Here is a 25,780-nt window from a genome sequence, read left to right as displayed (position 1 = left end):
TGTAATATTCATCTGTTCTCTGCGGAGTTCAGGAACTGCTACTTCCCGTATCCGGCTATGCCGGGTACGGTTTTTTCGTATCATTGTATAGAAGGAAATAGTGTATTATAGCTCGAATTGGACGATACACACATTCTATGAAGCTCTACCTTTGAAACGGAGTGACTGACATGAATAAAATAAACCGGCTAGCCGCCATTGTTATGGCTTTGCAGCACGGTCACGAAACGGCACGCTCGTTGGCTGACAAATTCGAAGTGTCACGGCGTACCATTTTACGGGACATCCAGTCCCTGTCAGAGATGAATGTTCCGATCATCGCCATATCCGGCCCGGGTGGTGGCTTTCAGCTCATGGAGGGGTATGTGTTACCTCCGCTGCAATTAGATCCTGTCGAAGCTGCAACGATTATTTTCGCACTTGAGGGGATAAGTCACCATGTGCATACACCATTTCAGGATTCACGTTGGACGGTCATGGACAAGATCAGAGGTATTATTCCAGAGGATGTTATGGCTAGAATCGACCTTATGCTGAACCAGCTAAATCATCGAATTCATGAACATAATGAACATATCATGCACTTTGAGCCTTCTAAGTCCTCAGTACCTTATGAAGGCTGGGCTGAGTCTTCTTTAATTCGAGTGAAAGCGCTATTGAACCATTCGGCAATGGTTGAAGCACAGCAAGACGAGCATATTGGAGAAGGGATGACCGAGGTCAGCCCTGGTCTATGGGAACTGTCTTTTCTCTGTCCATCCGAAGATTGGTCATGGGTCGTACGTTTCTTTTATCGATTAGGTAAGGGAGCAGAGGTCTTAGAACCTGAAGAGCTTCGGAACGAAATACGCCAGCATGCCGCAGACGTATTTCAATTATATGCATCTTCTTTCAACCGCTGTTGAACTATACTAAACCAAACGATACAAGGAGGACTTCATTTCATGATTAACGACCCTATCACGACTTATGAAGAGGCGGTTCAGCGCATCCAAACCATAGGCATACTCCCACTAGCACCTTTATTCCCCGAGTATCCTTCACTCTCTTCACTAACCCCACAAGAGAATTGGCATAAGGATAACGCACTTGACCCGTGGCTCTGGCGCACACGCTTCGCCGAAGAGGGAATCGCCGCATACGGAAAATGTATTAAAAAGAAAGCTGTATTGATCGCACGTGATTATTTCCCTTTGATCCACCGATTGCTGGCAGACCAGACGAGCATACAGGAACAGTATGATGCAGGTCTACGATCCCGAGAGGCACTTAAACTATATGAGCGAATTAGTGAGCAAGAAGGGATCGATGGACGTACCTTGCGTGCACAGGCAGGTTTTGCAGCCAAAGAACACAAAAAGTCGTTTGATCAGGGGCTGCTGGAACTTCAGTCCAAAACAATGATTGTTATTAGTGGTACCAAGGAAAAGGAAGGACTCGAAGAAGGCAAAGTGGCTTGGAACAGCTCAGCCTATGAAACGACAGGACACTGGATGAATTCTCATGGCGTACAGCCATTCGGTGGTAGCATTGCCGAAGCTCAGGCATTACTCGTAAGCAAGCTTGAACCGCACACTCCCCCAATTGCTCTATCCAAGATTAAAAAAGCATTAGGTATTCAATAAAATGAAGACAAATAAATCCCAGTTACCGCACAAGAAGGGTAACTGGGATTGCGCAAGACATATCGAAAGTATAAGCCAATGGGAACGATCCTACTTTAATGAATGTTACTCATTCAACTATAAGATTACCCCATCCTTGAATATGGCAATCTCTCGAAAACCATGTTGCTCACTCAGCGTCTGACTCCGTCCAGAAGCGATGTCGATTAATTGACTGAACAGTTGAACCTTCACATCATCCATCGTCTGGCCTTCGAGCAGTTGGCCTGCGTTAAAGTCAATCCAATGCTTTTTACGGTTCGCTAGGTCAGATTGAGTCGCAATTTTGACAGTAGGTACAGGCCCACCAAACGGTGTTCCTCGTCCTGTCGTGAACAGCACGATATGAGCACCCGCAGCAGAAAGCGCCGTTACCGATACGAGATCATTGCCTGGTGCCTCTACTATATTTAATCCGGTTTTGGTTACACGTTTACCATAACGCAACACATCAACAACCTCAGAGCGGCCGCCCTTCTGTGTACATCCAAGTGACTTTTCCTCTAATGTCGTGATGCCACCAGCCTTATTACCCGGTGAAGGATTCTCATATATGTTCTGTCCATGATTAACAAAGTATTGCTTAAAACCATTAACTAGATCGACCAAGTCCTCAAATACTTGCTCATTAGCAGCACGATTCATTAATATCGTCTCTGCACCAAACATTTCTGGCACCTCTGTCAGGATCGCTGTCCCCCCTGCCGCGACAAGCATATCAGCTACTGAGCCGACAAGTGGGTTGGCCGTGATGCCCGATAATCCATCAGATCCCCCACACTTCAAACCAATTTTGAGCTTGCTAAGTGGGAGAGGCTGGCGCTTTTCCTGTTCAGCAACTTCTACCAGTTCCTCCATCAGGCGTAGTCCTTCCTCCAACTCGTCGTCTGTTTCTTGAGCTTTGAGAAAACGAACCTTGCCCTGATATTCAGGCGCAATGCATTCACGGAACTGGTCTACCTGATTGTTCTCACAGCCAAGACCAATGACCAGCACTCCGCCTGCATTCGGATGTTCTACCAACGAAGCGAGCAATTGTTGTGTATATTTCAAGTCATCGCCGAGCTGAGAGCATCCAAACGGATGAGGAAAATGGAATACACCATCTACACGATTGCCGAACTGGGACTGACCCATTCGCGCTAATGCTTCACACACTTTATTGATGCAGCCGACAGTATTTACGATCCAAATTTCATTACGTATGCCTGCTTCACCATTAGGACGAAGGTAACCATCGAACGAACGCAGATGTTCGGGAGGCATCTCTGTCTTAGAAGCGAGTCCTGGATTATACTCATAATCAAGCAATCCATGCAGACCCGTTTTTAGATTATGGCTGTGAATCCAGCTTCCCTGCGCAATTTGTTCCTTCGCTACACCAATGGAGAAGCCATATTTCATCACATCTTCTCCAGCTTCGATATGATGCACCGCAATTTTATGACCTTTAGGCACATCATCTAGCAGAGCAAAAGAAACATCATCAGGCAATACAATCGTTTCGCCTTTTGTGTATTCGCGTAGCGTTATAATAACATCATCCTGAGGATGGATTGCAATCCAGTCCTGAACTGTACTTGTTGTATTCATAGACTCTCACCTTTCAGCAGCGAAATTTCGTGTACGAGCGCTTCTCGCAGCCCTTCACGTTCATCCAAGTTTTCGCCCCAGATGGATACATCGGATAATACGGAACCAATAATACGATCTAATTGTTGCTCATTGCTATTCAACGTATCGTAGTCTTCCCAGTACCCAGCTAAGAGGGATAGAACCTGAGGGTCATCTCGTAAGATAAATGACTCTCCGTTCAAGCGTTGTGTCTGATACCCTTCCGGCGTACTCACTGGGCGGTACAAATATAACAGCCCTGCAAATCCACGCAACAAGCGGGACGGCCAGTTGCCTTCATTTTGTTCGTAAGAGAGGAGTGTTGGCAGAACACGAACCTTGAACTTACCAATGGTGTTTAACGCAATATCCTGCAATTTATGATCAATGTATGGATTGAGGAATCGTTCAAAAATTTCTTCTGCATATAATCCTAAATTGAGATCTGGCATGTTCAATGCAGGGATAATCTCTTCATGCACAGCTTCTCTTATAAATGATCCGAACTGAGGATCTTCCATCGTCTCCCGCACATGCTGCTTGCCCTGCAGAATACCTAAAGAGGACATAAGTGTGTGTGCACCGTTTAGAATACGTACTTTACGAAGCTGAAACGGCTTTAGATCCTTCACCCAATGTACATTTAATCCTGCCTGCTTCAGGGGTAGCTTCTTGTCCAACGCTTCATCCCCTTGGATCGCCCAAAAATGATAAGGCTCTGCTGTATTAATTAGCTGATCCTCATATCCCCAGCGATTCGTCAACGCATCTGCTTCGTCCTGTGTTGGAGCTCCTGTAACAATTCGATCTACCAGGTTGTTTAAGAATAAATTATGCTCCGTAATCCAGGTGCGGAAAGCATCTGAATAACCAAAATCCTCACTGTGGCGAAGGACGCAGCTGCGTAACACATCTCCATTACCTTCGAGAAGTTCACAAGGAAGATGAATTAATCCTCTAGTTGGGTCTCCTGCAAAACGTTCAAACCGTCTGTGGAGAAACACCGTCAGTTTGCCTGGGAAGGATTGAACCGGCTCCCCTTCTACATATTCCGAAGATATATATTTCAGACCTGACTCGGTCGTGTTGGAAATAACAAACTCAAGCGATGGCAGCTCCGCTAGCTCTAAGAAATCCTGCCATTCTTCGTATGGATTCATGCAGCGGGAAAATATGGAGATCAGCTCTGTACGCTCCACAGGTTTACCATCGGACAATCCGCGAGTAATCATCGTGTACAATCCATCTTGTTCTCTGATCTGCTCTAACTTCGCTTTTCCTCCCGGACGAGGCTGCGTCACCACGATGCTGCCATGAAATTTTCCTTGTCTAGCACTCTCGTGAAGCATCCAGTCAGCGAATCCTCTGAGGAAGTTGCCTTCACCAATCTGTAGTACTTTAACAGGGCGTTCAATGATTTCCTTGCACTTCCGTTGTCCATCATTGCCTAGCAAATTTAACTTTAATCTTGGACGTTTGGTGCTAGCCGACATGAGCACTCACCTCATTATTTATTTATCTTCAGCGGATGGTGATCACGATCTTATAACATCCGTTGAAAACGCTTTAAATTCATTGTATCATCAATAAAAGGAAATTAAATTGCTTATAATGCGGTAAATATACTCTTTCATGATCATATTCTTCCTCTGGATCGCTGAGTAATGATTGGAAAGGAGACAGCATGAATCGTTCACCTGTTCGTACAACCATTCAGGCAGAATCAGGCATCCCATTTCGATTGGTGTATGCAGATACCAAATCACCTCAGAATGAATTGCCCGATCATCTTCACGATTGGCATGAGCTTATCTATGTATACCGTGGTCAAGGAACTATTTTTATCGACATGGGGCTTGAGGATATGACTGAGGGGGATCTCTTCATTATTCCAGGAAACACGGTGCACCGAGCCTTACCTGATGAAAAGAACCCCGTTACCTCTTCTGCGCTGTTCTTCAGCCCAGGTTTATTAGCGTCTGCGGCTGGTGTCAGTTCATCCGCTTTACTAGCCTTATTTGAACGTTGTCGTAAACGTCGCGTGTATAAACGCCAGCTATCCTCAGCCGAACGTTCCACAGTCGCTGCATTAATTGAAGATATTCAGCATGAGTTTGAACTGAACAGTCATCTTAGCGCACATGCCGCGTTGCTCAGACTACAACTATTGTTGATCACACTAGAAAGGCTTGATGCCACAGATCCCGAGAATCCCCCTCGCCCGGTACCTGGGCCAAGCTGGTTATCTGCGACGCTAAGCAGCATCGACGACAAACTTCGTAACGGCTTATCTCTGCCAGAGCTCGCGCAGCAAGCTGCCGTCTCACCTGCCCATTTCAGCCGTGCCTTCAAGAGATATACAGGCATGACACTAACCGACTATGCACTTGCACGTCGGGTTATTATGGCTAAGGAGCATCTGCTCAAAAGTGATGAAACAATGGCCTCTATTGCGGATGCCTGTGGATTCGAAAGCCTGCCTCATTTTTATCGTCAGTTTAAGAAGCTTACGGGAACCACTCCAGCAGCCTATCGGAGAACTATGAGCCGTTAGCAGATGACTCTAAGACCTATGTTTTTTCATCCTTTTAGGGTGACTCATTTTTTTGAAGTGTAACATATTCTTCCATACACTTCGTATGGTATGATAAGGGGCAGACATCATCTTTGGATCAAGCCAAAGATGGTTTGAAGAGGTACCCCTATGCGTCCTCGGACGTTGTGGAACTCCCTTCCTAAGCGTATATACGCGATTACATTACAAACGGAGTTGACCTTATCGTGCTGATCAAATTTTTGATTTTTGGCTTACTCTGGCAGATTGTAGGTAATCCCATCGTAGCTATTCTCATCCTTCTTCTTATTTTGTATTTCTTGGATCGTCGTTACGTCGGAGTATTCCCTAGCTTCATGAAGCCACTCAAGCGGTTACGTAGTATTTCACGATTACGCCAGCAGATCGCCATGAATCCCAACGAGGTTTCCTCCAAGCTGGATCTGGCTCGCCTATTAATGGGACGCAAACGTTATGAGGAAGCACATGTCATACTACTGGAGATTGAGCGACCTTATGAACATTCGGCTGAATACTGGGAAGCACTAGGTACAACCGAGCTGCATCTTGGGAAAATCCAAGAAGGAGAACAACATATCTTGCAGGCATTGGATATTAACCCAAGGGTGAAGTATGGTCGTCCTTATCTTACGCTGGCTAACAGCTTCAAGGATCAAGATCAGACGAAATCTTTGCATTACGTGAACCAGTTCCAAGAGATCCATTCATCATCAAGCGAAGCTTATTACTTACTCGGCTCGGTATATCGCTCCCTTGGAAGAAACGCGGATGCAAAGCAAGCTTATGAACAATCCTTGCATGTGTACCGTTCGCTTCCTAAGTACAAGAAACGTCAGGAACGCCGCTGGGCTGTGCGAAGCTGGTTCCGCAAACGAGGACTGTAGCCTGTCTATCTAAGCCTGCTTCAGTGTTTACGGCAAATATATGTCTATAAATTGCAAGTGCACGGAGCTTTGCCAGTGGCCTCGTACCGTGCACTTCTTTTTGATTCTAGGCGTAAACAACGAAAAGAACTATCCCCTCACTAGCAAACCACCATTATATCGCCTGTACTAGTAGTTCACGCAAACGCCCCTCATGGAGAGCCATCCAATCTGCACGTTCCTTCAGCTTCTGGATCTGCTGCACGGCTACGACAGGTTCATCGGTACCTTCAAACATGCGACTTAGAAAATGCATCACAACATCTAGACTTCGTAGCAATATAAGCTGCGGTATGGCTTCTCGTTCAGTAGGCTGCAAGGTAACATTCTCACAGAATCCCTGAATCATCGCCTCCAGTGCAAGCCACATCCATTCTTCATTCTGATCTTGTGTCAACAGGTCTGACATTGGAACAGCCAGCTCCATCACCCGCAAATCCCATGTAGCAAATTCAAAATCAAGTATGGCACAGATCTGTCCCTGTTCATTGGTAAGTACATTCGATGCATTCAGATCACCATGAACCAGTTGGTGTGGCAATTGCTCCATTCCATTCAACGCTTCAAATAGAGCCGGTAATACCCGAGCTAAATCTCGCATATCATCCGCACAAGCATGAAGTTCAGGAGGTGGTGTCTGACATAGATGCAATAATTTATGCGGAGTGCACAGTGGGTAGGCATCTTGAATCTGATAATATGGCGGATAAGCAGGCTGAAGTATGATATCCAGTTTCGACATTGCCGAAGATAATGCTCCAGCAGCACAGCCCAGTTCGAATAGTTGCTCTGGGGTATTCCACACCGGGTTACTTCCGGCACAATATCGAAACAAAGCTACGATCTTATGCTTGCCAGTCGAGTCCTGAATCGGCAAAAAGGTTCTTGTATGCTCATCAATCGTTATTTCGACAGGGGATGGCACCTTGATCGCAAAATTGGAACGTCCCAAGGTTAGCAGCACCTCATGCTCAAACCTAATCTTGGCTTGATCATTATGCGTTTCATATTGCCGAAGCACATAACGCTCGTCGTTCATTTTTACGATATAAGTAGAATTGTTCATTCCCCCACTTCCACGCTCTGCTTCCCAACTTGGTTCCATTGTATATGTGGACAGCACACGCTGGATTAGCTGTTGTTCTGGATCATCTGAAGGACGTAAATGAATGTTGTGCACCAAAAAAACTCCTTTACCTTTCATTATCAACTGACCTGTTCAAGCTTAAGATACTTCTCCTAAGGGAGAGAACACTTACATATTCTCATCTTAACGGAAGCAGGTAAGCGGGTCTAGTGATTGAAAGACTTCACCATCATCCCCAATGGTGTACCATCCTTAGGAAAAAGGAATATAGCCTGTTCGGTTTAACTGATCAGCAATGACACGATATCCTCTAGCATTGGGGTGTACCCGATCCCAGAATAATAATTCACGTTCATGTCCCAGAAACCGGTCATACACCTGCGCGCATGCATAATACCTTGATCCCGCACCATTCAAGAAGGAATTATATTGCTGTACCCAGTATGCCGCCTCTGCCGCTTGGGGGAACGGGTTGTACAATCCAATCGTTCGGACCATGTAGACACTATTGCCCTTCAACTGGCGGATCTGCTTCATAATCTGTGAAACGTGATTGCGTGTATCTCCCAGCACCTGAGTCATCTTGCTTGTACCCGGAACGCCATTACTTCCTTTGAATGTTCGAATGAGATCATTGCCCCCAATGGATATCGTGATAATATCTGCTTCTCGAAGCGATTGACGCACCCTATTATGCGAGGACACCATCTGTAATAGTTCTCCCGAGGTTAGCCCGTTCACACCCATGTTATCCATCGATACAAATGTCCGAACGTTGATCTCTGCCATTCTGCGATACAAAGGAACAAATCCCGTGCCTAACAGTGCTCCTGTACCTACGGTTAACGAGTCCCCGATCGCCGCATATCGATATACCATCACCATCGCTCCTCTCTACATGCTCATACTCACTCATTGCTATAGTGTATGAGGAATCGAAACATATAGCGCGGGACAGTGTCCTTGGGCATTCACCTTTATTTTGTTCGATCACGGTTATCCCCCATTTTTTCAGTTCCATTATTATAGAAGAAAATAATGTCCTAAGACGCAAAAACGCCGTCAGAATCTCTGACAGCGTTAATGCAATAGCCTATTCGTTGCTTACTCGTTACTTATTCATGACTTACTCGGCATTTTACTCTCTTACATGCCTAGGGTGCGATCAGAATCAACAGATTCCTCCTGCTCTTTGTTCGGGAATGGCCACCAATTGGCACGACCAAACATCTTCACCATGACTGGTACGAAGAACGGTAAGAATAACAAGGAGTACAACACTAATCCACTGAGAACTACCGTAGCAATCTGCATCATGGATAGCACTCCTGATGGATACATTGCAGCAAAGGTTCCGCTTAGAATGACCGCGGCAGACAGAATAACAGTCCCCATGTTTTTCATAGCATAGAGCATTGCATCCTGTACCTTCATGCCCTTGTTCTCGTTGAAACGATCCATCAAGAATATGCTGTAATCCACGCCGAGAGCTATGAGCATAACAAAGCCAAAGAACGGCGTTACCCAGCTAATGCCTGAGAATCCAAGCATGTTAACAAATACGGTTTCTGTGATCGCCATCGATGTGAAGTACGCCAGAAGCAATGATACGATCAAATATAATGGCATAATGACAGAACGTAATAACAACACAAGAATAATAAATGTACCTACAAGCATCAGCGTAACGGTGCGTTTATAATCGTTATTGGATATTTCCTGTAAGTCGGCAAAAGTACTCGTAACCCCACCTACAGCAATATCTGCTTTTTCAAGCGCACTTCCTTGCACGGCACGATGCACCGCTGCTTCAATATCCGGTACACGATCAATCGCTTCTGTGCCGTATGGATTTTCGGCGAAAATGACATCGATCGTCATCGTTTTCCGATCTGTGGACAGATACGTATCAAACACCTGCTTGAATTCCTTACTGTTTAATGCTTCATCAGGTACATACCAACCGGCCAGATCCGAATCAGGTGAGTTTTGCAACTGCGTTAGATAGTCTTGTGCTGATTCCAGACCACCGGATACCTGTTTAATACCATCTACGCTCTGATTGAGACCATCTGTTAATTGCGTCAATTGACCGCTCAGATCGGTAAATCCTTGTTGGATTTTCTCCTGTCCACCCTGGAGCTGCCCTAGCCCGTTTTGAATAGCAGGAATTTCATTAATGACTTTGCCTTGCCCATTAGCCGCCTGCGTCAAACCTGTCTCCAGTTGACCGATGCCTGTTACAATCTGGCTCAATCCGTCTGCAAGCGCCTTTTGCCCAGATGCCGCCGCTGCAAAGCCTTCATTCGCCTGGTTAATACCTGCGGCTGCTTCACCCAGGTTCGTCTGAATTTGTCCCAGACCTTGCGCTAATTGTGCAGTACCTGTTCCGGTTTCCCCAAGGGTTCCCTTCACCCGCTGATAGTCCGCATCGGTCTGCAGTTCAGGATAGCGCTCTTCCAATGCTGCGAAGGATTCATTTAGTTGAGTCAGCGCAGTTGAAACGCCGGTGAGTTGCTGTACAATTTCACCAACACCTTCACCAAGAGCCGAAACCCCTGCTCCTGCTTGACGGTATGCCTGTAATAACTGGCTGTTCGCCTGTGCGAGTTGATCAGCGCTTGACTTCGCTTGTTGAAGCCCTGCTTTCAGATCTCCTGCTCCTGCCGAGCCATCTCGAATTCCTTTTTCAATTTGACGAAGCCCTTCGGTTAATTGGGTAATTCCCGACTGCAGCTGTGTAGTGCCTTTGGTCAGTTCTCCCGCACCATCAGCTGCTTCTTTTAACTGTGGTTCATTTTGGCTTAACTGGCTGCTGGCTTCACTCAAGCCATCCCGAATTTTGTCCAAACCTGTCTTGCCCTCACCCAATCCATCGGAGAGAGTACCCACTTGCTCGGTCACTTCAAAATCTTTGATCTCTTCACCTGTTGGTCGTGTCATACTACGGACGCCAGAGATGCCCGGAACCTTCTCTACCTCACGGCTAATCTTCTCGGCAACAGCCATATATTTAGCATTGTCCATAGTCTCATCGTTCTGAATAACGACCTGACCTGGTAGAGATTCTCCTGGACCAAAGCTGTCGGATATAATATTGAACGCTTTGACTGAATCGTATTTGTCGCCAATCTCATCCAAACTATTAAACGATAATTTACCATCGTATGTGCTTAGTAATGGTACACAAACAGCTGCTACAATTAACAAGGCTGCCCACGGCCGTTTCAGAGAGAAACGACCTGCCACTCCATAGATCCGGCTCTCAGCATGCTCTAATGAACCTTTAGAAGGCCAGAATAGCTTTTTGCCGAGTACAGCCATAAAAAATGGAACAATCGTTACCAAGGCGAGCATCATCACTGCTATACCCACAGCAACTGCTACAGCGGAGCGATACAGCATAAACTGCGCAAAACCAATGGCAATAAAACCAACCAATACGGCTAAGGCGGAGAAAAACACCGTTTTGCCTGCTGTGCGATACGTTGCAATGATTGCATCCCATGTATTCTCATGATGTGCTAGCTCTTCCTTGAAGCGGCTAATCAGCAGGATACAATAATCTGTACCAATACCAAACATCACTGCCACCATAAAGATCTGTGTAAACGTAGAGATTGGGAAGTTCACTGCGTCCACGAGGAATGCCACAATCTGCTGCGATACAATGTAACTAACACCTACGGTAAGCAGTGGAACGAATGGCGCTACAAATGAACGGAAGACAAGGAACAAAATTAGCAATATAAATACAACCGTAATGTATTCCGACTTCTTAAGTCCCTCTTGAGAGCTTTCGATCGTATCTTCATCAATTAGACCCTTACCGGTTATGTAATGCTCTACGTTGACCGAATCTAAGGCTTCATTCAGGTCATCACGCATCTCTTTCGTAGTACGTTCACCCTGATTGATGGAAAGAGACGTCAAGATTGTCTTACCATCTTCAGAGATCATCTGTTCTGCTAATTCAGGTTCTGAAAAAGGTTCCAGAATAGACAGAATGCCCAACTGCTCCTGCTTAGCCTTCAATTGCTGAATAGCCTTCTCTGCTTCTTGTTTTCCCGACTCACCTAGGCCGTCTGGGTTATAAAATACAAGAGCGATCTGACTACCCTGCTGCTCGCCTTTTTGCGCGGCAGCTTCATTGAGAATGGCGGCTGCATTCGTTGAAGAGTAACCTTCGGGAACGGAAAATTGACCCTTTTCTCGAATTAACTCTCCCATATTGGGAGCAGTAAGCATCAATACTGCGGCAATGACGATCCACAGCCCCATCAACCACCATCTTGCTTTCAAAATCGTTCTCATTTCTGATCTGGTCCTCCCTCATGCGTTAGCAAAGCTGCAAGCTTCTCAAACGATTCAATAAAATTGTATACATCCTCCGGCTTGAAATGGACCAAATAAGGCTCAAGAAGCTGCTGTATCTCTTGCTCCGTCTCTCGGTATGCCTTGCGCCCGTGATCCGTTAACGTCAGGTAGACAACTCTACGATCACGTTCATCCCCCGCACGATGTACCAGATCACGATCTACCAGTTTGTTGACCAGAGCGGTAATACTGCTCTTGCCCACGCAGAGTAACTCTGCTAGATCGGAAGGAGTGCATTGTTCCTTCTCATTAATCAGTCGTAATGCAATAAATTGATCCGTCGTCATCGTCTGACCCACGCGTTCACGAATTCGAGTATCGAAACGTTTGGTCACCAAAAACGAGGCATCCAAGTAGCGGTTAACCAAACTTTGAGCGTCTGGTGTTTTCATATCTTATTCTCCTCTCTCGAAAAGTAGTTCACTTGTGAAACTATTTATCAATGAAACTATTCTATACTGAAACTATATGGCGAAGCAATACTTTTTTCCTATCCTCTAAGAACAAAACAAAAAAAGCAGGACGTCTGACTTAGTTCTCACTAATTTCAAACGTTCTGCTTTATATTTTATTTATTTATTTGTATTCAGATTCATACTCCATATTCTCAACGGATTACTCTTCCGTGTCTTCATCCTTCTCCAACACGCAGCGGAACCGCTCAACGCCTGGATATAGTTCGCCAAGGCTGTACACGACAAATCCACAATTTCGATAGAACTCGACAGCCTCCTGATCCGTTTCGGCAATCAAACGATCCGGATTATGTTTCTCCAGAAGCTGTGCGATCATTCCACGTCCATAATTTTTGAAGCGATTCTCAGGCAATACCGCAATATGCTTAATCGTCACTTCATCTGCTCCTGTATGAATATAACCAAGTAAGCCAATGAGCTGCCCCTCGCCTTCATACCCTTCAAGATGCAATTCATCGCTCTCTGTATATTGTTGAATGGCTTGATTCAAATGTTCAGGTTCAGGAAAAACCGAATAGGCCAACAGTTCTTGCACCTCAGGCTCCTGAATTCGTGATTTCAGATTAATTAACAACGTTCATTCCTCCTGTATCTTGCTTGTATCCGTTATCGTATTGTAGTCGTTAGCCATGCAAAGTTCAAGTTATAAGCTGATAGTCAATGTTCCAGTTCCAATAAAAATAAATATAAAGACGATCATTAGAACAATAGCACTCGTAACAAGCAGTTTACCTGTGTCCCTCTTATACGGATGATCATTAAACAACATAACCCCACCTATGGTCATGGCGATTGGAGGAAAGAAAATCGTTATGACGACGAGTAGCACGATAGCAAATCGATCCAGTATGGGGTTATAATCCTCCGTCATATGTGTTCGCTCAGGCTGCGCTGTTTTGGTGGCAACCAGATTGCCGCAGGATTTACACTTGAATTCATCTGCTCCCATCGGTTTCTCGCAATAGGAACAAACTCTACTGATGCGCGACATATCGCACACCTCCTTTCAATGTGTTTACTTGCCTTCAGGAACGGAGCGTTCAATCGTTTGATCTAAGAACGTATGAAGAGCAGCTACATAGCTGGAACGATCCACCTGGAAGGCTGTTCCGTGTCCTGCACCCGGAATTGTGAGTAGCTGCTTCTCCGTTGGACATGCGTCATGAAGTCGGTATACCATCTCCGTGGGCACAAACGTATCTGCTTCTCCGTGTATAAATAACACCGGCACCTTTACTTGGGCAAGCTGTTTTAGCGCAGACGCTTCAGTGAAGGAATAACCGGCCTTCCATTTGGATATGAGACTGGTCACGGGAATAAAGGGGAATGGCGGCAATTTGTAGAGTTGCTTAAGCTGAAAGGTAAGCTCTTCTTGCACCGAAGTATAAGCACAGTCTGATATAATGGATTTCACTTGTGCTGGGAGCTTCTCTCCCCCCGTCATGAGCACAGTGGCTCCACCCATCGATATACCATGTAATACGATCTCTGCTTTGGTTCCAATCTTCGTAATAACCCAATCAATCCATTGTATGTAGTCCATACGATCCAACCAGCCAAAACCGATCATATTCCCTTCACTTTCCCCATGTGCTCGATCATCAGGCATAAGTACGTTATACCCTCGCTGCTCAGCATAAAAACGTGCAAAGCCAGCCATCTCTCTCCCTCTTCCTGAATATCCATGAGCCAATATTACCGTTTGGCATGATCCGGTGGCTGAAGGAAGCCAGGTTCCGTGTAACTGGAGTCCATCATGAGAGTGTATGCGTACCTGTATTCCATGCTGTTGATCCAACCACTTTAGATCAGCCGCACTACTAATCAATTCATTGTCAGGTTCAGGCATTAAATTCGGGTTATCCACCAGAAACGATTTGGGCGTGCGCCGAATTGCTGTTTTGAAAAAATATAGCCCCCCTACCCAGGTTGCAATGAGCACGAGTAGAATTAAAATTAAAATAGCTATTCCAAAATATAGAGTCAACATGGCCTCTCCTTCTCTCCATCGTAGCAACCTACATCGTACCTATACACGAAGCTAGGCGCAAAAACAGGTTTGCAGTCCCGACTTCCGCCAAGACTACAAACCCTTTAGATGACTTTTTCTAGTGCAGAGCACGCTTCTTTATATGCTGGCATTAATTGATCGAGTAGCGGTTCTGCCTTAATCGTCTCACCTTGCTTCGCTAATTGCTCAATGCGTGCAAAGAGGGTGGAACAGTACTCAATCCCTAAGCTGAGACTTCCAGATTTCAGATCATGAGCCACCTCTGCGGCAGCCAGATGATCACCCGAAACGATATGTCTGCGCAGCACCTCAATTTTGCCCGGTGTCTCCGACCGATACATGTCTAGCAACATCTCCAGCAGTGTCTCGTCACCTTCACTATTTAATTCCGCGATCTCATTCACAATACTCATATTTAGTATTTCACGATGCTCCGATGTGTTCTGCCATTTCTGAATAACATTGCCCAATGCTTCAAGGGTGAATGGTTTACCAATAAAGTCGTTCATTCCGGCAGCAAGACACTTGTCCTTTTCACCGTCCAGCACATTACCTGTCATTGCAATGATCGGAATTGCATGCCGCATTTCGTCCTGTTCCATCGCACGGATTTTGCGCGTTGCTTCAAGGCCATCCATGATTGGCATCATATTATCCATCAGTATTAAACTATATTTCTTGCTAAGATAGGCAGCCACAGCTTCTTCACCATTGGTGACAGAATCGACCTCAGTGATCCCCAGTTTTTTGAGTTGCATCAGCACGACTTGACGGTTAATGACGTTATCATCTGCTAAGAGAATAGGTAGCGAAGTCTCAGGCACAGTTTCTAAGGATTGACTATCGGAGGAAGCAGTATCTGGAGAGATGTCTGCTTGATTGGCAGCTGTTTTCTCCAGCAATAGCTCAAACCAAAAGGTAGACCCTTTCCCTTCAATGCTATGCACACCGATATCGCCATCCATTAGCAAAACTAGAGACTTACAGATGGACAGCCCCAGCCCTGTGCCTTCGTATTCTTTCGCCTTTCCTCGTTCTGTCTGAGCGTAGGGTCTAAACAGTTTTTGCAGATCTTCTTCGGCGATGCCGATCCCCGTATCCTCCACCTCAAATCGAATCCGCTGAGCAAGCTCATTATCATTCATCAGTTTCACTCGAATACACACTGAACCCTGTTGTGTGAACTTGTTCGCATTCTGAATTAGATTAATGAGAACCTGCGTAATTCGCGTCGAATCTCCTTGCAAAATGGAAGAAATCCTTGGATCACAATCAATGATTAACTCATTTCCATTTTTTTGAATCTTCGGCTCGAGTAAACGCATGATATATTTAAGAATAGATTGCAAGTCGACGTCTCCAATTTCAAGTTTCAACTGTTTTGCTTCTAACTTGGACATGTCCAGTAGATCCTGAATTAGCTTAAGCAGAAGTTTGGCAGCTTCCTGAATGACATCTACCGAATTGCGCTGTTCCTCGGACAAAGGAGATAATTGCAATAGTTCAGCCATACCAAGTATTCCATTTAACGGAGTTCGAAAATCGTGACTAATTACGGCAATAAACGAACTCTTAGATTCCCCTGCTGCAACAGCCTCTTCGCGTGCCGCTTCCAAGCTGACGTTATTCTTTGCAAGCTTGCGCTGCAAGGTAACCAATTCATTGTTCATTTGTGAGAATTCGCCAAGTACACGCTCCTCATCTTCCTTACTACGAATAATCTGATCCGATAGCTGCTCAATCGTTCTCCGTAGCTTTTCATTCGTCTCATTCTCATGGGACATCACATCACCCCTCTCCTAATCAGTCATCATTTCTATGTGATCCGTAATCGTCCCGTTCTTTAGCAGAGTCTCCGCCACCGCAACGGCTTCATCTGCTCCTTGAGCATATCCGTCGGCTCCAATCGTTTTCCATAGATCTTGATCAATATTAAAAGGATATCCCCCGACCATAATCTTCACATGTGCAGTAGCAGGGTTACTACGAATCATCTGAATTAACTCTTTAGCAAGATGGAGATGATACGTCATTGTAACTGAAATAGCAACTACGTCACCTTTGTGCCGCTGAATCGCTTCTACTAAACTACCATTCGGAACGTTTGCTCCGAGATAATACGTATCCCAGCCTTCCATTTCAAAAACATCGGTAAGCATGCGTAAGCCAATCTCGTGTTGCTCACTACCTACACATGCTGCTACTAACTTCTTCCCGTGACCTGCTTCAACTAGCCAGCGTGGGTAGAGTAAGGATATACACGCTTGAGTTGCAGCAGTACAGAAGTGTTCTTGAGCCACGCTGATCTGGCTTATTTGCCATAATCGTCCGATCTCATACTGAACAGGTTGAAAAATGTATTGATATATATCACGTATGCTTGCTCCGCCCTCAAGCTCCGTTTCAACGATGTGATAAGCTTCTCTGCGCTTGCCATCAAGCAAAGCACTTAAATACGCCTGCGCAGCCTTACCGTACGGGAGAGAATCATAAATAAACCCTTGTGCAGATTCCCGCTGATGAATCTGATGTACTCCCATCTCCAAATAGTCAAGGACAAGATCCTTGGACGAGTTATCGAACTCTTCCTCCAGCGTTTCTCTAATCAATCTCAAATTAACAGCCAAATCTTCGGAGGAAACATTGTATCCAGCTAACAACGTTTTTAACCACGAGATGTAATGGGTAAATAGATTGGGGCTCTTAACGAGCACACTCTCCGCTAGATAATTCAGGCTATACTGTGAATCTTGTTTCGTACGCATACGCCCATTTTCGCCAAAGCGTTGCATCAGGTCCGGCTGTAGCAAATATTGCTTGTCTGTAACTTTATCAGCTAGTTCACCCGCTGACTGTAACAGTTGCTCACCAGCCTCTTGATGTGTCATATTGCTTATCCCCCTTCTTGCAGCGATTTCATCTCAATCCAAATGCTAAAATACCGCCTAAGAGATTGTGTTGAACATCGGGTTATCCGTACTGGAAATATATGAATGGGAACACGACTCTATAATTGGTTTGATATCGATCAGCGCTTGATTGGGAACGTTCTCTATTGTACATGAATTCAATAGATAATAATTAGTGTTAGATCGTCACTTGGTGACAATTTTCCTATATTATGAAGAATACTGCAAGTCATTTAGCTAGTGTGTGCCTCATGTATCGCTCACGAAAAAACCGACTTGCGTTTATGAACGCAAGTCGGTTTTACCTTCTGCAGCAAGTCCCAGCTTCTTCAGCAGTCGAATTGCAGCCGCTTTCTCTGAAGGCTCCAATCCGTCTACTGCATCAATAATAACTTGGTGATGCTGAGGAAAAATTTGTGTGAAAAGTTCTTGTCCCTCTTCTGTAAGTTCTGCATAAATTACACGCCGATCCTCTTTGGAAGCTCTGCGAACCAGAAGATTTTTATTCTGCAATTTATCGACAACGTATGTGATATTACCGCTAGACATTAGAACCTTCTCCCCAATTTTCTGCAGAGCCTGGGGGCCTTTGTGATATAACAGGTCAAGTACGCCAAATTCGGTTGTATTAAGCCCATGACTCTGAATGTCACGATTGGATTTGGATGTAACGGAATTGTATGCTCGGACGAGAACTACAAATAGTTGTAAAGAAAGTTCCCGATTGTCCTCTATGTTCAGCATTTCTATAATCCTCCATCAATTGTTTACATTTCATTTCGTCCTAAACACGGGGAGAAGACAGCTGTTCCCATTCCTCACGCAGCATTCCCATACGAATAGAATCGTAGTGCTTCCCCTCCACAATACGGCATTTACGCATTCTTCCTTCGACCTGCAATCCTGCCTTGGTCGCTGCTCGCATCATTCGTTCATTACCTGACCAAGTCGTTAACCCGACTCTTGCAATCGGCAAATGGTTAAACAAATGGCTTGACCAGAGCTGAAGCGCACGGGTGCCAACACCCTTACTCCACGTCGTAGAACGATAAAGAACAATTCCCATCTCAAGCCATAACGATGGTTGATGCTCCCAATAGTATGAGATTGTACCAATAATTTGACCATTTACTTCAACGATTCGCATGGAGATTGGATCAGAACTGGACTCTGATGCTTCGATCCACTTCATTATACCTTGACTATACTGAGTATAGCTCTCATGCTCAAGCGGATAATAGGGTGCATCCCATTGCTTCCATTCCGGAACTTCTTCACTATATATAAGTTGATAAAGCTCCGGTAGATCTGCTTCTTCTATGCACCGAAGTACAAGGTCACCTTCAACGATCGGATTCTCCTTCAATTGAACTCCCCCTCATTCCTTAATTGGAACGATGGAGTTCATCAATACTACCATCTTCCTTCGCTAAAATGACGATATTCGCCATGTTAATGAATAAGCCATTATCCACTACTCCTGGAAGCATATTTAACTGAATGTTCAATTCGGGAGCCTGCTCAATCGCTTCCATCCGACAGTCAGCAATCAGATTTCCATTGTCTGTCAGATAACGCTCGTCACCATTCATGCGCCATTCTGGAGAACAGCCCATACTTTCTAAAGCCTTGAACGTCCATTCAGAAGCAAAAGGAACAACCTCTACCGGCAATGGGAATCGGCCTAGCTTGTCTACGGCTTTGCTACCATCGGCTACAATAATAAGTTGATCGCTGTTCGCTGCAACAATCTTCTCACGCAAGAGAGCACCGCCGCCCCCTTTAATGAGATTAAAATCCGGATCAACCTCGTCGGCGCCATCAATGGTAATATCCAGTCGTCCAATCTGATCGAAGGGAATGATTGGAATGCCCCATTCTCTAGCAAGCTTGTCCGATGCCTCAGACGTGGCTACAGCTTGAATTTGCAAGCCATCACGCACACGCTCTCCTAACTTGCAAATCGCATAGTAAGCTGTAGAGCCTGTACCTAGCCCCACCTTCATTCCATCTTGAATGTATTCTGCCGCCCGCTCTGCTGCAATTTGTTTCAGATTCATCTAGAATAAACCCCCGCCTGTTTATGAATTTGAGAAATGCATACTGTATTTATTATAGATAAAACCGCTTCCGATGTATATCCATCCTTGTAAGCAAACCAAAAACGGATCGTGCACAATCCATTCCACCTGATAAATGCAAGGTAGACTTCCCAAATAAGTATTTAGCATGTTTTTTCATACTTACATGATGTTTTTTATCTCTTATTGTTATAGAATACATAATGAAACTAAAAAATGGGAATTATCCCAAGGTTATAGTTCTTTATACCTATGTATTTATTGCCATGTCCATAAATATGTAGAATATTAAAAAAGTTTTAACAAAACTATTCAATTTAACGACATTTTATACGACATATTATAGGTAGATGTGTTTTAATAATTAGACACCTATGGATCATGGGTACTAAAAATTCGCATTTATGACCAAAAAACCCAAGACCATGGTCGCATACATAACTTTGGAGGGGATCTACCAATGGCCTAGTTGGCTGAAATCATGCAAGAAACAAAGGGTTGTTAATCAAACAAAGATCAGGAGTGGAGTTTTGTGAAATCATTTAGTTGGAAAAGTATGTCTTTTTTCTCGAAAAATCTATTACTTTCATTCACCAACATCGTCATTATTGGAGTGGCACTAATTGCCAGCAGCTATTACTTCCAAAAGACAGTGCTTGTGGATCAATTGCATGGGCAAGTTGCAGTCATTACACAGAAATGGGCTGAGGGAATTAATCCATCAGAGGTCGAGGCAGCCATTGCGGAAGGCAGCTATGACGGAACCGTACAAGCTAAACTACGAGCTTACTTTGATGAAATGCAAGAGTACTATCCTAATATTGCCCAAGCCTATATTTTCGGCGTTGAACTTGATGGGGAAAATCAGCGTAATACATCCCTAGTCGCGATGCCAACTAATCTCAGAGAAGCTTTTCAAAGCGATAACGTAAACATTGGCGATATGTATGAGCAACCGGTTGTTGTAGCAAATGCATTGAAAGAAATGTTAAATACAGATCGCCCAACCTTTACTACATTTTATAAAGATGACTTTGGAACATGGACTACCATCGCTTATCCAATCAAGGATAGCAACGGCAAAATCTTCTCCTATTTCGCGATTGATGCGGATGCATCTGCTGTACCTGCCGGACTGAGCTCACTGCTCAAAAACGGTATCATCATTTTGGTAGCCTTTTTACTTTTATTCCTAATCATTCAATATCTCGTTGTCAAAAACACACTATCCCCTATTCGTCACTTAATCAAAGGAATTGATGACGTTAGCCGGGGTAATTTGAATGTCAACATTCCGACAGGTAAAGACGATCTCGGACTTGTTAACGAGAAGTTCAATACTATGGTTCGCAAAATTAATGACACGATCGTCAAAGTACAGATGACTTCTCACGAGGTAAACCAGTCTGCCAAAGAACTCTACGAAGTCTCGGAGAAAAACAGTGATCATGCCGATACGATCAACATCAATGTATCTCAGATCGCATCTAATATTCGTGCACAAGAACAAGCAACGATTGACAGTGCACGTGCAATGGCAGAGATGGCTACAGTGATTCAAACGATTGCTAGCAGTTCAGCAAATGTAGCTGATGAAGCCTATGAGATGGAGCGTCGTTCCCAGCAAGGTAACACAGTCGTTCGTCAGGTCTCTGAACAAATGACTCTGATTACCGAATCCGTTAAAAATACAGCATCAGCTATTAATGTACTTGAAAGTCGTTCGCAAGAAATCGGAGATATCCTCAATATCATCTCTGGTATTTCCAGTCAGACCAACCTGCTCGCACTGAATGCGTCCATTGAGGCAGCGCGTGTCGGTGAAGAAGGTCGTGGTTTCGCCGTTGTAGCCGGTGAAGTTCGTAAACTTGCTGAGCAGTCCGAAGAATCAACTAGACAGATCTCTGTGTTAATTGAAGAAATTCAAACCGAAATCAAACAAGCCGTTCGTGCGATGGAACAAGGTACAGCCGAGGTTGACACAGGCCTTGATGTTGCTGATCAAACAGGGCAATTGTTCGAAGAAATCCTGGAAGCAGCTAAGAAAGTTTCCAACCAGATTCAAGAAGTGTCCAGCGCTACGCAAGAGATATCTGCGGGTACTGAAGAGATGACTGCAACGGCTGATGATCTCTCATCCAGCGTAAGTAAGACTGCTGATAGCAGTGAACGGATCTCTTCTTCGGTTGACGAGCAAAAAGGTTCACTGATTACGCTTGTAGATTCTTCCAACCGACTGAGCAGCATGTCTGAGGAACTGCAAGAATTAATTTCTCACTTTAATGTAAGCAAAGGCTAAGAATACAGGGATATTATAATTTTTTGAATTGGACAAAGGAGGAAAAACTGAAGTGATTGATAATCATTCTTCATCAGCTCATATTATGGAAACTGAATTGCCGGTACTTCAGATTCCGCTGGATTTCGGACGTCGTCAGCAATCATTCGTTTATGAATCAACGCATATTCCTTTACAGCCTGCCTTGAGTCATGAACTTACACAAAAATTCGGCTCAGCATTGACTTACCCTGCTCTCTTATCCACGTACGCCGCCTTGTTATTCCGACTTTCAGGCGAACAGGAGCTAGCCATAGGCACACTGGCTCCTGAGCACGCGGTTGCTAACGTGATACTGCAGATTCATGGGAAAATGACCTTCCGGGAATTGATTGAACAAATTTCAGAGCAACTTCTGAACAACAATACCACTCATCCTGGGGCATACCCTGAAACGATTTTCATGCACAACAGTGTGCAATTGCCTCAAGCTCCGCAAATATTAAACTGGAACATCCGCGATGATCGCGGCCAGTTTATCCTTGATTCGTTCTATGATGCTTCCCTGCTAAATGAGGCAACCATCATGAGATATGCGGAGTATTTTGAGACACTGCTACTCGCTATGATCCGCAATACGGACAAGTCAATTGGCTCCGTTGATATTTTATCCGCCTCTGATCGACTGTTGTACCGTGAGATGAACGATACGGCTGTTCTAGAGCCTGAACATCAAACGATCCATGGTTGGTTCGAAGCTGTTGCGGCCGAGTATCCTAATTCACCTGCAATCACGTCACTTTCAGGGAAATATACGTATCGAGAATTGAATGAGCGTTCTAATCAAGTGGCTCGAGTTCTTCTATCCAACGGTTTACAAAAAGGGGAATTTGTCAGCATCTTCATGGAAAGAAGCTTAGAGACAATCATCTCCATTCTGGGTATTCTCAAAGCCGGGGGTGTGTATGTTCCTGTTGACCCTGAACACCCACAAGAACGCAATAGCTACATCGTAGAAGATACAGCTTCATCCTTTGTCCTAACGAAAGATTCTTCCTTCACTGAAGCTTCACGTCTATTCTCGGGCATCACAACCGTGCGTCAAATTTTATCGGTAGATGGTCGTCTGGCAGGATTTGCAGCAAGCAACCCTAATGTCGATGTTCAGCCGGATGACTTAGCTTACATCATCTATACTTCGGGCTCTACAGGTAAACCAAAAGGTGCGCTCGTGGCTCATCGCGGTGTAACGAACCTTGGTAGTGTCGTTCAGCGAGATTGTGATATTATGCCTAGCGATGTGCTGACCCAGTTTGCTACATACAGCTTCGATGCCTCCGTATGGGATACGATTGGTGCCCTGTTCTACGGTGCTGAGCTTTATCTTCTATCTGCGGAAGAACGTGTATCCGTTGAGGATTTTGCTGCTGCAATCGAACGTACAGGCACAACGATCATTACGATTCTGCCTACGATCTTCTTCAACCAGCTTGCCTCCTATCTGTCCGATGAAGGTTTCCATAAGCTGGCTAAGGTCAAAATAATTACCGTTGCGGGCGAAGCACTATATGGCGAACAAGTCCGTGCATTCCAGCGTAAATTTGGCAACCAGATTGACATCGTCAATGTATACGGTCCTACTGAATGTACAGTAGCAACGACGACACATCGAATCAGCGAGCAAGTTCCTGACCATGTCGTTAATATGCCAATTGGTAGGCCAATTCATAACTACAAAGTTTACATCGTAAATGAGGAGCAGCAGCTCTGCCCGGTTGGCGTGCCTGGTGAAGTATACATCTCCACCCCCGCTCTGGCTAAGGGATATCTGAATCAACCCGAACGTACTGCTCAAGCCTTTATCGAGAATCCATTTGCGATGGGTGAAAAAATCTATAAATCTGGTGATATTGCTAAATTGCTAGACAATGGATTAATAGAATATGTGGGACGTAGTGATTCACAGTTGAAAATCCGCGGTCATCGGATTGAGATTGGCGAAATCGAGGATCATTTTGCACGTTTAGAACAGATACAAGATGTCGCTGTAATCCCTAAAAAAGAATCAGACGGACAAAATATGCTCGTCGGTTACTTTACCTCCGTGGATGGCAGCACATTGTCCGTTGAAGAGATCAAAGCACAGCTTGCTGTGAAGCTCCCTTCGTATTTTGTGCCAAAATGGATCTGCCAATTGGATGAAATGCCAATTGCGCCAACAGGTAAAATCAATCGCAAAGCGATGGTTGCTCTCCCTCATGAAGAACGTCATGAGAATCGTGCGGAACGTGTACTGCCTGCAACTGAAACTGAGACAATTATTCTGAACGCCTGGAAAGAAATCCTTCAACACGACGACTTCGGTGTCGAAGATAGTTTCTTCACCATCGGTGGAGACTCTCTACGGGTCATTCACGTGCTTGTTCTACTGAAGCCTCACTATCCACTATTGAAGATTGCAGACTTTTTTGCAGAGAAGACGATTCGCGCATTGGCACGTCGAGTGGAGAAATTAGCGTTAGCGACAGAACAGTCAGGCTCGGCTTCATCCGGGACAAGTGGTCTGATCACTCAACTATCCGAGCATCCTGTTGAGCTTGCTACACAGATCGGGTACCCTGAAATTCTCAAGCCAGAACATGTTCTCCTAACAGGTGCTACAGGTTACTTAGGCTCTCATGTACTTCAGCAATTAATCCTGCATTCTGATACGAAAATTTACACATTGGTTCGTCGTCCATCGGATGGAACTACAGCTATGCAACGATTGAGCAATGTGATGCAGGGGTATTTCGGAAATGAAGTGGCGCTTCAATTGCAATCTCGCGTTGAGATTATTGAAGGAGATCTAGAGCAGCCGAACCTTGGGTTGACTAGTGAACAAAAGACTTATGTACAAGTCACAATTGATCGCGTGATTCACTGTGCGGCAGATGTGCGGCACTTCGGGGATGCAGCTCAATTCGCGAAAACGAATGTAGAAGGAACTGTAGCACTGTTGGATCTGATTCGTAGCAAACCAGGTGCCTCCTTCCATCATGTGTCCACGATGGGGATCCCAGAAGATCTAGCGCTTAGCGGTCAATGGGAATCTTCATTGCAATATGATCATTTCCCAGCCGATTTGCATGTGGAGAACGTGTACTCTGACAGTAAACTTGAAGCTGAAAAAGTGCTTATGATTGCAGCAGAGGAAGGCGTACCGGTAAGTATCTATCGAGCCGGAAACTTAACATGCCATTCGAAAACAGGACGTTTCCAGTCCAATATTGACAGCAATGCCTTCTACCGCATGATTAAAGCGATGTTGTTGCTTGGCAAAGCTCCTGCTGCGGATTGGATGGTGGACTTCACTCCAATTGATTACGCAAGCGAAGCGATTGTACATCTGGCATTACGCGAAGACACTGCTGGCCGTGTATTCCACATCTGTAATCCAGAGTCAATTCGTTATGATGAATTGATCCATTCAATTAATCGTGCTGGTTATGAAGTTGAGACGGTTCCTTTCGCCGAATATACGCAGTGGTTGTTTGATGCTAGCATCAGTAAAGATGCTGAGGCGCTTCAACTGGCTATTGCTCAGCTTGAAGGGGACGGTGCGAAGGATTCAGCGTACGTATACGCCTCTCCCGTTACAACGGCTTATGTACAACCTGCAGGCATTTCTTGCCCTAAAGCCGATGATCGTTTTATTTTGAACATGCTTGAGCATGCGGTTGCGATTGGATACTTCCCTGCAGCAATCAAGCCGACATTCGGCACTTCTCCAACACTGGAGTAGA

At 44.9% G+C, this 25,780-nt stretch carries 20 protein-coding genes; 6 read left to right on the top strand and 14 right to left on the bottom strand.

The window, feature by feature from the left end; genetic code table 11:
* The first annotated feature begins 170 nt into the window (after positions 1-170).
* Both V6W81_RS10705 and V6W81_RS10700 read left to right on the top strand, forming a co-directional pair.
* Positions 171-905, top strand: coding sequence for a helix-turn-helix transcriptional regulator (locus V6W81_RS10705; protein WP_145046201.1), 735 nt, complete (start codon positions 171-173; stop codon positions 903-905).
* Positions 906-944: 39 nt separating this feature from the next.
* A complete protein-coding gene (locus V6W81_RS10700) occupies positions 945-1,625 on the top strand; it encodes an AlkZ-related protein (RefSeq protein WP_338543090.1) in 681 nt (226 codons plus the stop codon).
* 117 nt (positions 1,626-1,742) lie between these two features.
* Here V6W81_RS10700 and V6W81_RS10695 read toward each other — a convergent pair whose 3' ends face one another.
* Together V6W81_RS10695 and V6W81_RS10690 are read right to left on the bottom strand one after the other, a co-directional pair.
* Entirely contained in the window at positions 1,743-3,257 is a 1,515-nt protein-coding gene (locus V6W81_RS10695) for a UxaA family hydrolase (protein ID WP_145046197.1), read from the bottom strand.
* Positions 3,254-4,771, bottom strand: a complete 1,518-nt coding sequence (locus tag V6W81_RS10690) for a tagaturonate reductase (protein ID WP_338543089.1) — start codon at positions 4,769-4,771, stop codon at positions 3,254-3,256. Before V6W81_RS10690 ends, V6W81_RS10695 begins: the two co-directional genes overlap by 4 nt.
* A gap of 191 nt (positions 4,772-4,962) precedes the next feature.
* Between V6W81_RS10690 and V6W81_RS10685 the strand changes: the two genes are divergently transcribed.
* Both V6W81_RS10685 and V6W81_RS10680 read left to right on the top strand, forming a co-directional pair.
* Positions 4,963-5,832, top strand: a complete 870-nt coding sequence (locus V6W81_RS10685; protein WP_338543087.1) for an AraC family transcriptional regulator — start codon at positions 4,963-4,965, stop codon at positions 5,830-5,832.
* Positions 5,833-6,059: 227 nt separating this feature from the next.
* A complete protein-coding gene (locus V6W81_RS10680) occupies positions 6,060-6,737 on the top strand; it encodes a tetratricopeptide repeat protein (protein WP_338543086.1) in 678 nt (225 codons plus the stop codon).
* A gap of 154 nt (positions 6,738-6,891) precedes the next feature.
* Here the strand turns inward: V6W81_RS10680 and V6W81_RS10675 are convergent, their stop codons facing one another.
* From V6W81_RS10675 to rpiA, 12 genes are all read right to left on the bottom strand, one after another.
* Positions 6,892-7,956, bottom strand: a complete 1,065-nt coding sequence (locus tag V6W81_RS10675) for a phosphotransferase (protein WP_338543085.1) — start codon at positions 7,954-7,956, stop codon at positions 6,892-6,894.
* 159 nt (positions 7,957-8,115) lie between these two features.
* Positions 8,116-8,742 carry a GDSL-type esterase/lipase family protein gene (locus V6W81_RS10670; protein WP_338543083.1) on the bottom strand — a complete coding sequence of 209 codons (627 nt, stop codon included), beginning with the start codon at positions 8,740-8,742 and terminating at the stop codon, positions 8,116-8,118.
* A gap of 267 nt (positions 8,743-9,009) precedes the next feature.
* Positions 9,010-12,177: an MMPL family transporter gene (locus tag V6W81_RS10665; protein WP_338543081.1), complete on the bottom strand. Its 3,168-nt coding sequence runs from the start codon at positions 12,175-12,177 to the stop codon at positions 9,010-9,012.
* Positions 12,174-12,632, bottom strand: a complete 459-nt coding sequence (locus V6W81_RS10660) for a MarR family winged helix-turn-helix transcriptional regulator (protein WP_338543079.1) — start codon at positions 12,630-12,632, stop codon at positions 12,174-12,176. Before V6W81_RS10660 ends, V6W81_RS10665 begins: the two co-directional genes overlap by 4 nt.
* Before the next feature lie 223 nt (positions 12,633-12,855).
* Positions 12,856-13,290 (bottom strand): GNAT family N-acetyltransferase, encoded by a 435-nt coding sequence (locus V6W81_RS10655; protein ID WP_338543077.1) that lies wholly within the window; start codon positions 13,288-13,290, stop codon positions 12,856-12,858.
* A 69-nt stretch (positions 13,291-13,359) separates the two neighbouring features.
* Positions 13,360-13,707 carry a hypothetical protein gene (locus tag V6W81_RS10650; protein WP_145046181.1) on the bottom strand — a complete coding sequence of 116 codons (348 nt, stop codon included), beginning with the start codon at positions 13,705-13,707 and terminating at the stop codon, positions 13,360-13,362.
* A gap of 24 nt (positions 13,708-13,731) precedes the next feature.
* Positions 13,732-14,706 carry an alpha/beta hydrolase gene (locus tag V6W81_RS10645; protein WP_056700433.1) on the bottom strand — a complete coding sequence of 325 codons (975 nt, stop codon included), beginning with the start codon at positions 14,704-14,706 and terminating at the stop codon, positions 13,732-13,734.
* A 104-nt stretch (positions 14,707-14,810) separates the two neighbouring features.
* Entirely contained in the window at positions 14,811-16,511 is a 1,701-nt protein-coding gene (locus tag V6W81_RS10640; RefSeq protein WP_338543074.1) for an ATP-binding protein, read from the bottom strand.
* Between the two features lie 15 nt (positions 16,512-16,526).
* A complete protein-coding gene (locus tag V6W81_RS10635; protein WP_338543072.1) occupies positions 16,527-17,615 on the bottom strand; it encodes a cobalamin B12-binding domain-containing protein in 1,089 nt (362 codons plus the stop codon).
* Between the two features lie 303 nt (positions 17,616-17,918).
* Positions 17,919-18,380: a MarR family winged helix-turn-helix transcriptional regulator gene (locus V6W81_RS10630; RefSeq protein WP_338543070.1), complete on the bottom strand. Its 462-nt coding sequence runs from the start codon at positions 18,378-18,380 to the stop codon at positions 17,919-17,921.
* Positions 18,381-18,420: 40 nt separating this feature from the next.
* On the bottom strand, positions 18,421-19,002 hold the full coding sequence (locus V6W81_RS10625; protein WP_338543068.1) for a GNAT family N-acetyltransferase: 582 nt from the start codon (positions 19,000-19,002) through the stop codon (positions 18,421-18,423).
* Positions 19,003-19,021: 19 nt separating this feature from the next.
* Positions 19,022-19,696, bottom strand: coding sequence for a ribose-5-phosphate isomerase RpiA (rpiA, locus tag V6W81_RS10620; RefSeq protein ID WP_338543066.1), 675 nt, complete (start codon positions 19,694-19,696; stop codon positions 19,022-19,024).
* Positions 19,697-20,273: 577 nt separating this feature from the next.
* On the opposite strand from rpiA, the gene V6W81_RS10615 reads away from it, so the two are divergent.
* Together V6W81_RS10615 and V6W81_RS10610 are read left to right on the top strand one after the other, a co-directional pair.
* On the top strand, positions 20,274-22,016 hold the full coding sequence (locus V6W81_RS10615) for a methyl-accepting chemotaxis protein (protein WP_056701142.1): 1,743 nt from the start codon (positions 20,274-20,276) through the stop codon (positions 22,014-22,016).
* 85 nt (positions 22,017-22,101) lie between these two features.
* Positions 22,102-25,779 carry an amino acid adenylation domain-containing protein gene (locus V6W81_RS10610; RefSeq protein ID WP_338543983.1) on the top strand — a complete coding sequence of 1,226 codons (3,678 nt, stop codon included), beginning with the start codon at positions 22,102-22,104 and terminating at the stop codon, positions 25,777-25,779.
* The last annotated feature ends 1 nt before the right edge of the window (position 25,780 follow it).

Source organism: Paenibacillus tundrae, from assembly GCF_036884255.1.
GTDB lineage: Bacteria > Bacillota > Bacilli > Paenibacillales > Paenibacillaceae > Paenibacillus.
Note: the sequence above shows the minus strand (reverse complement) of the source record. Positions and strands in the feature narration are given on the sequence as shown.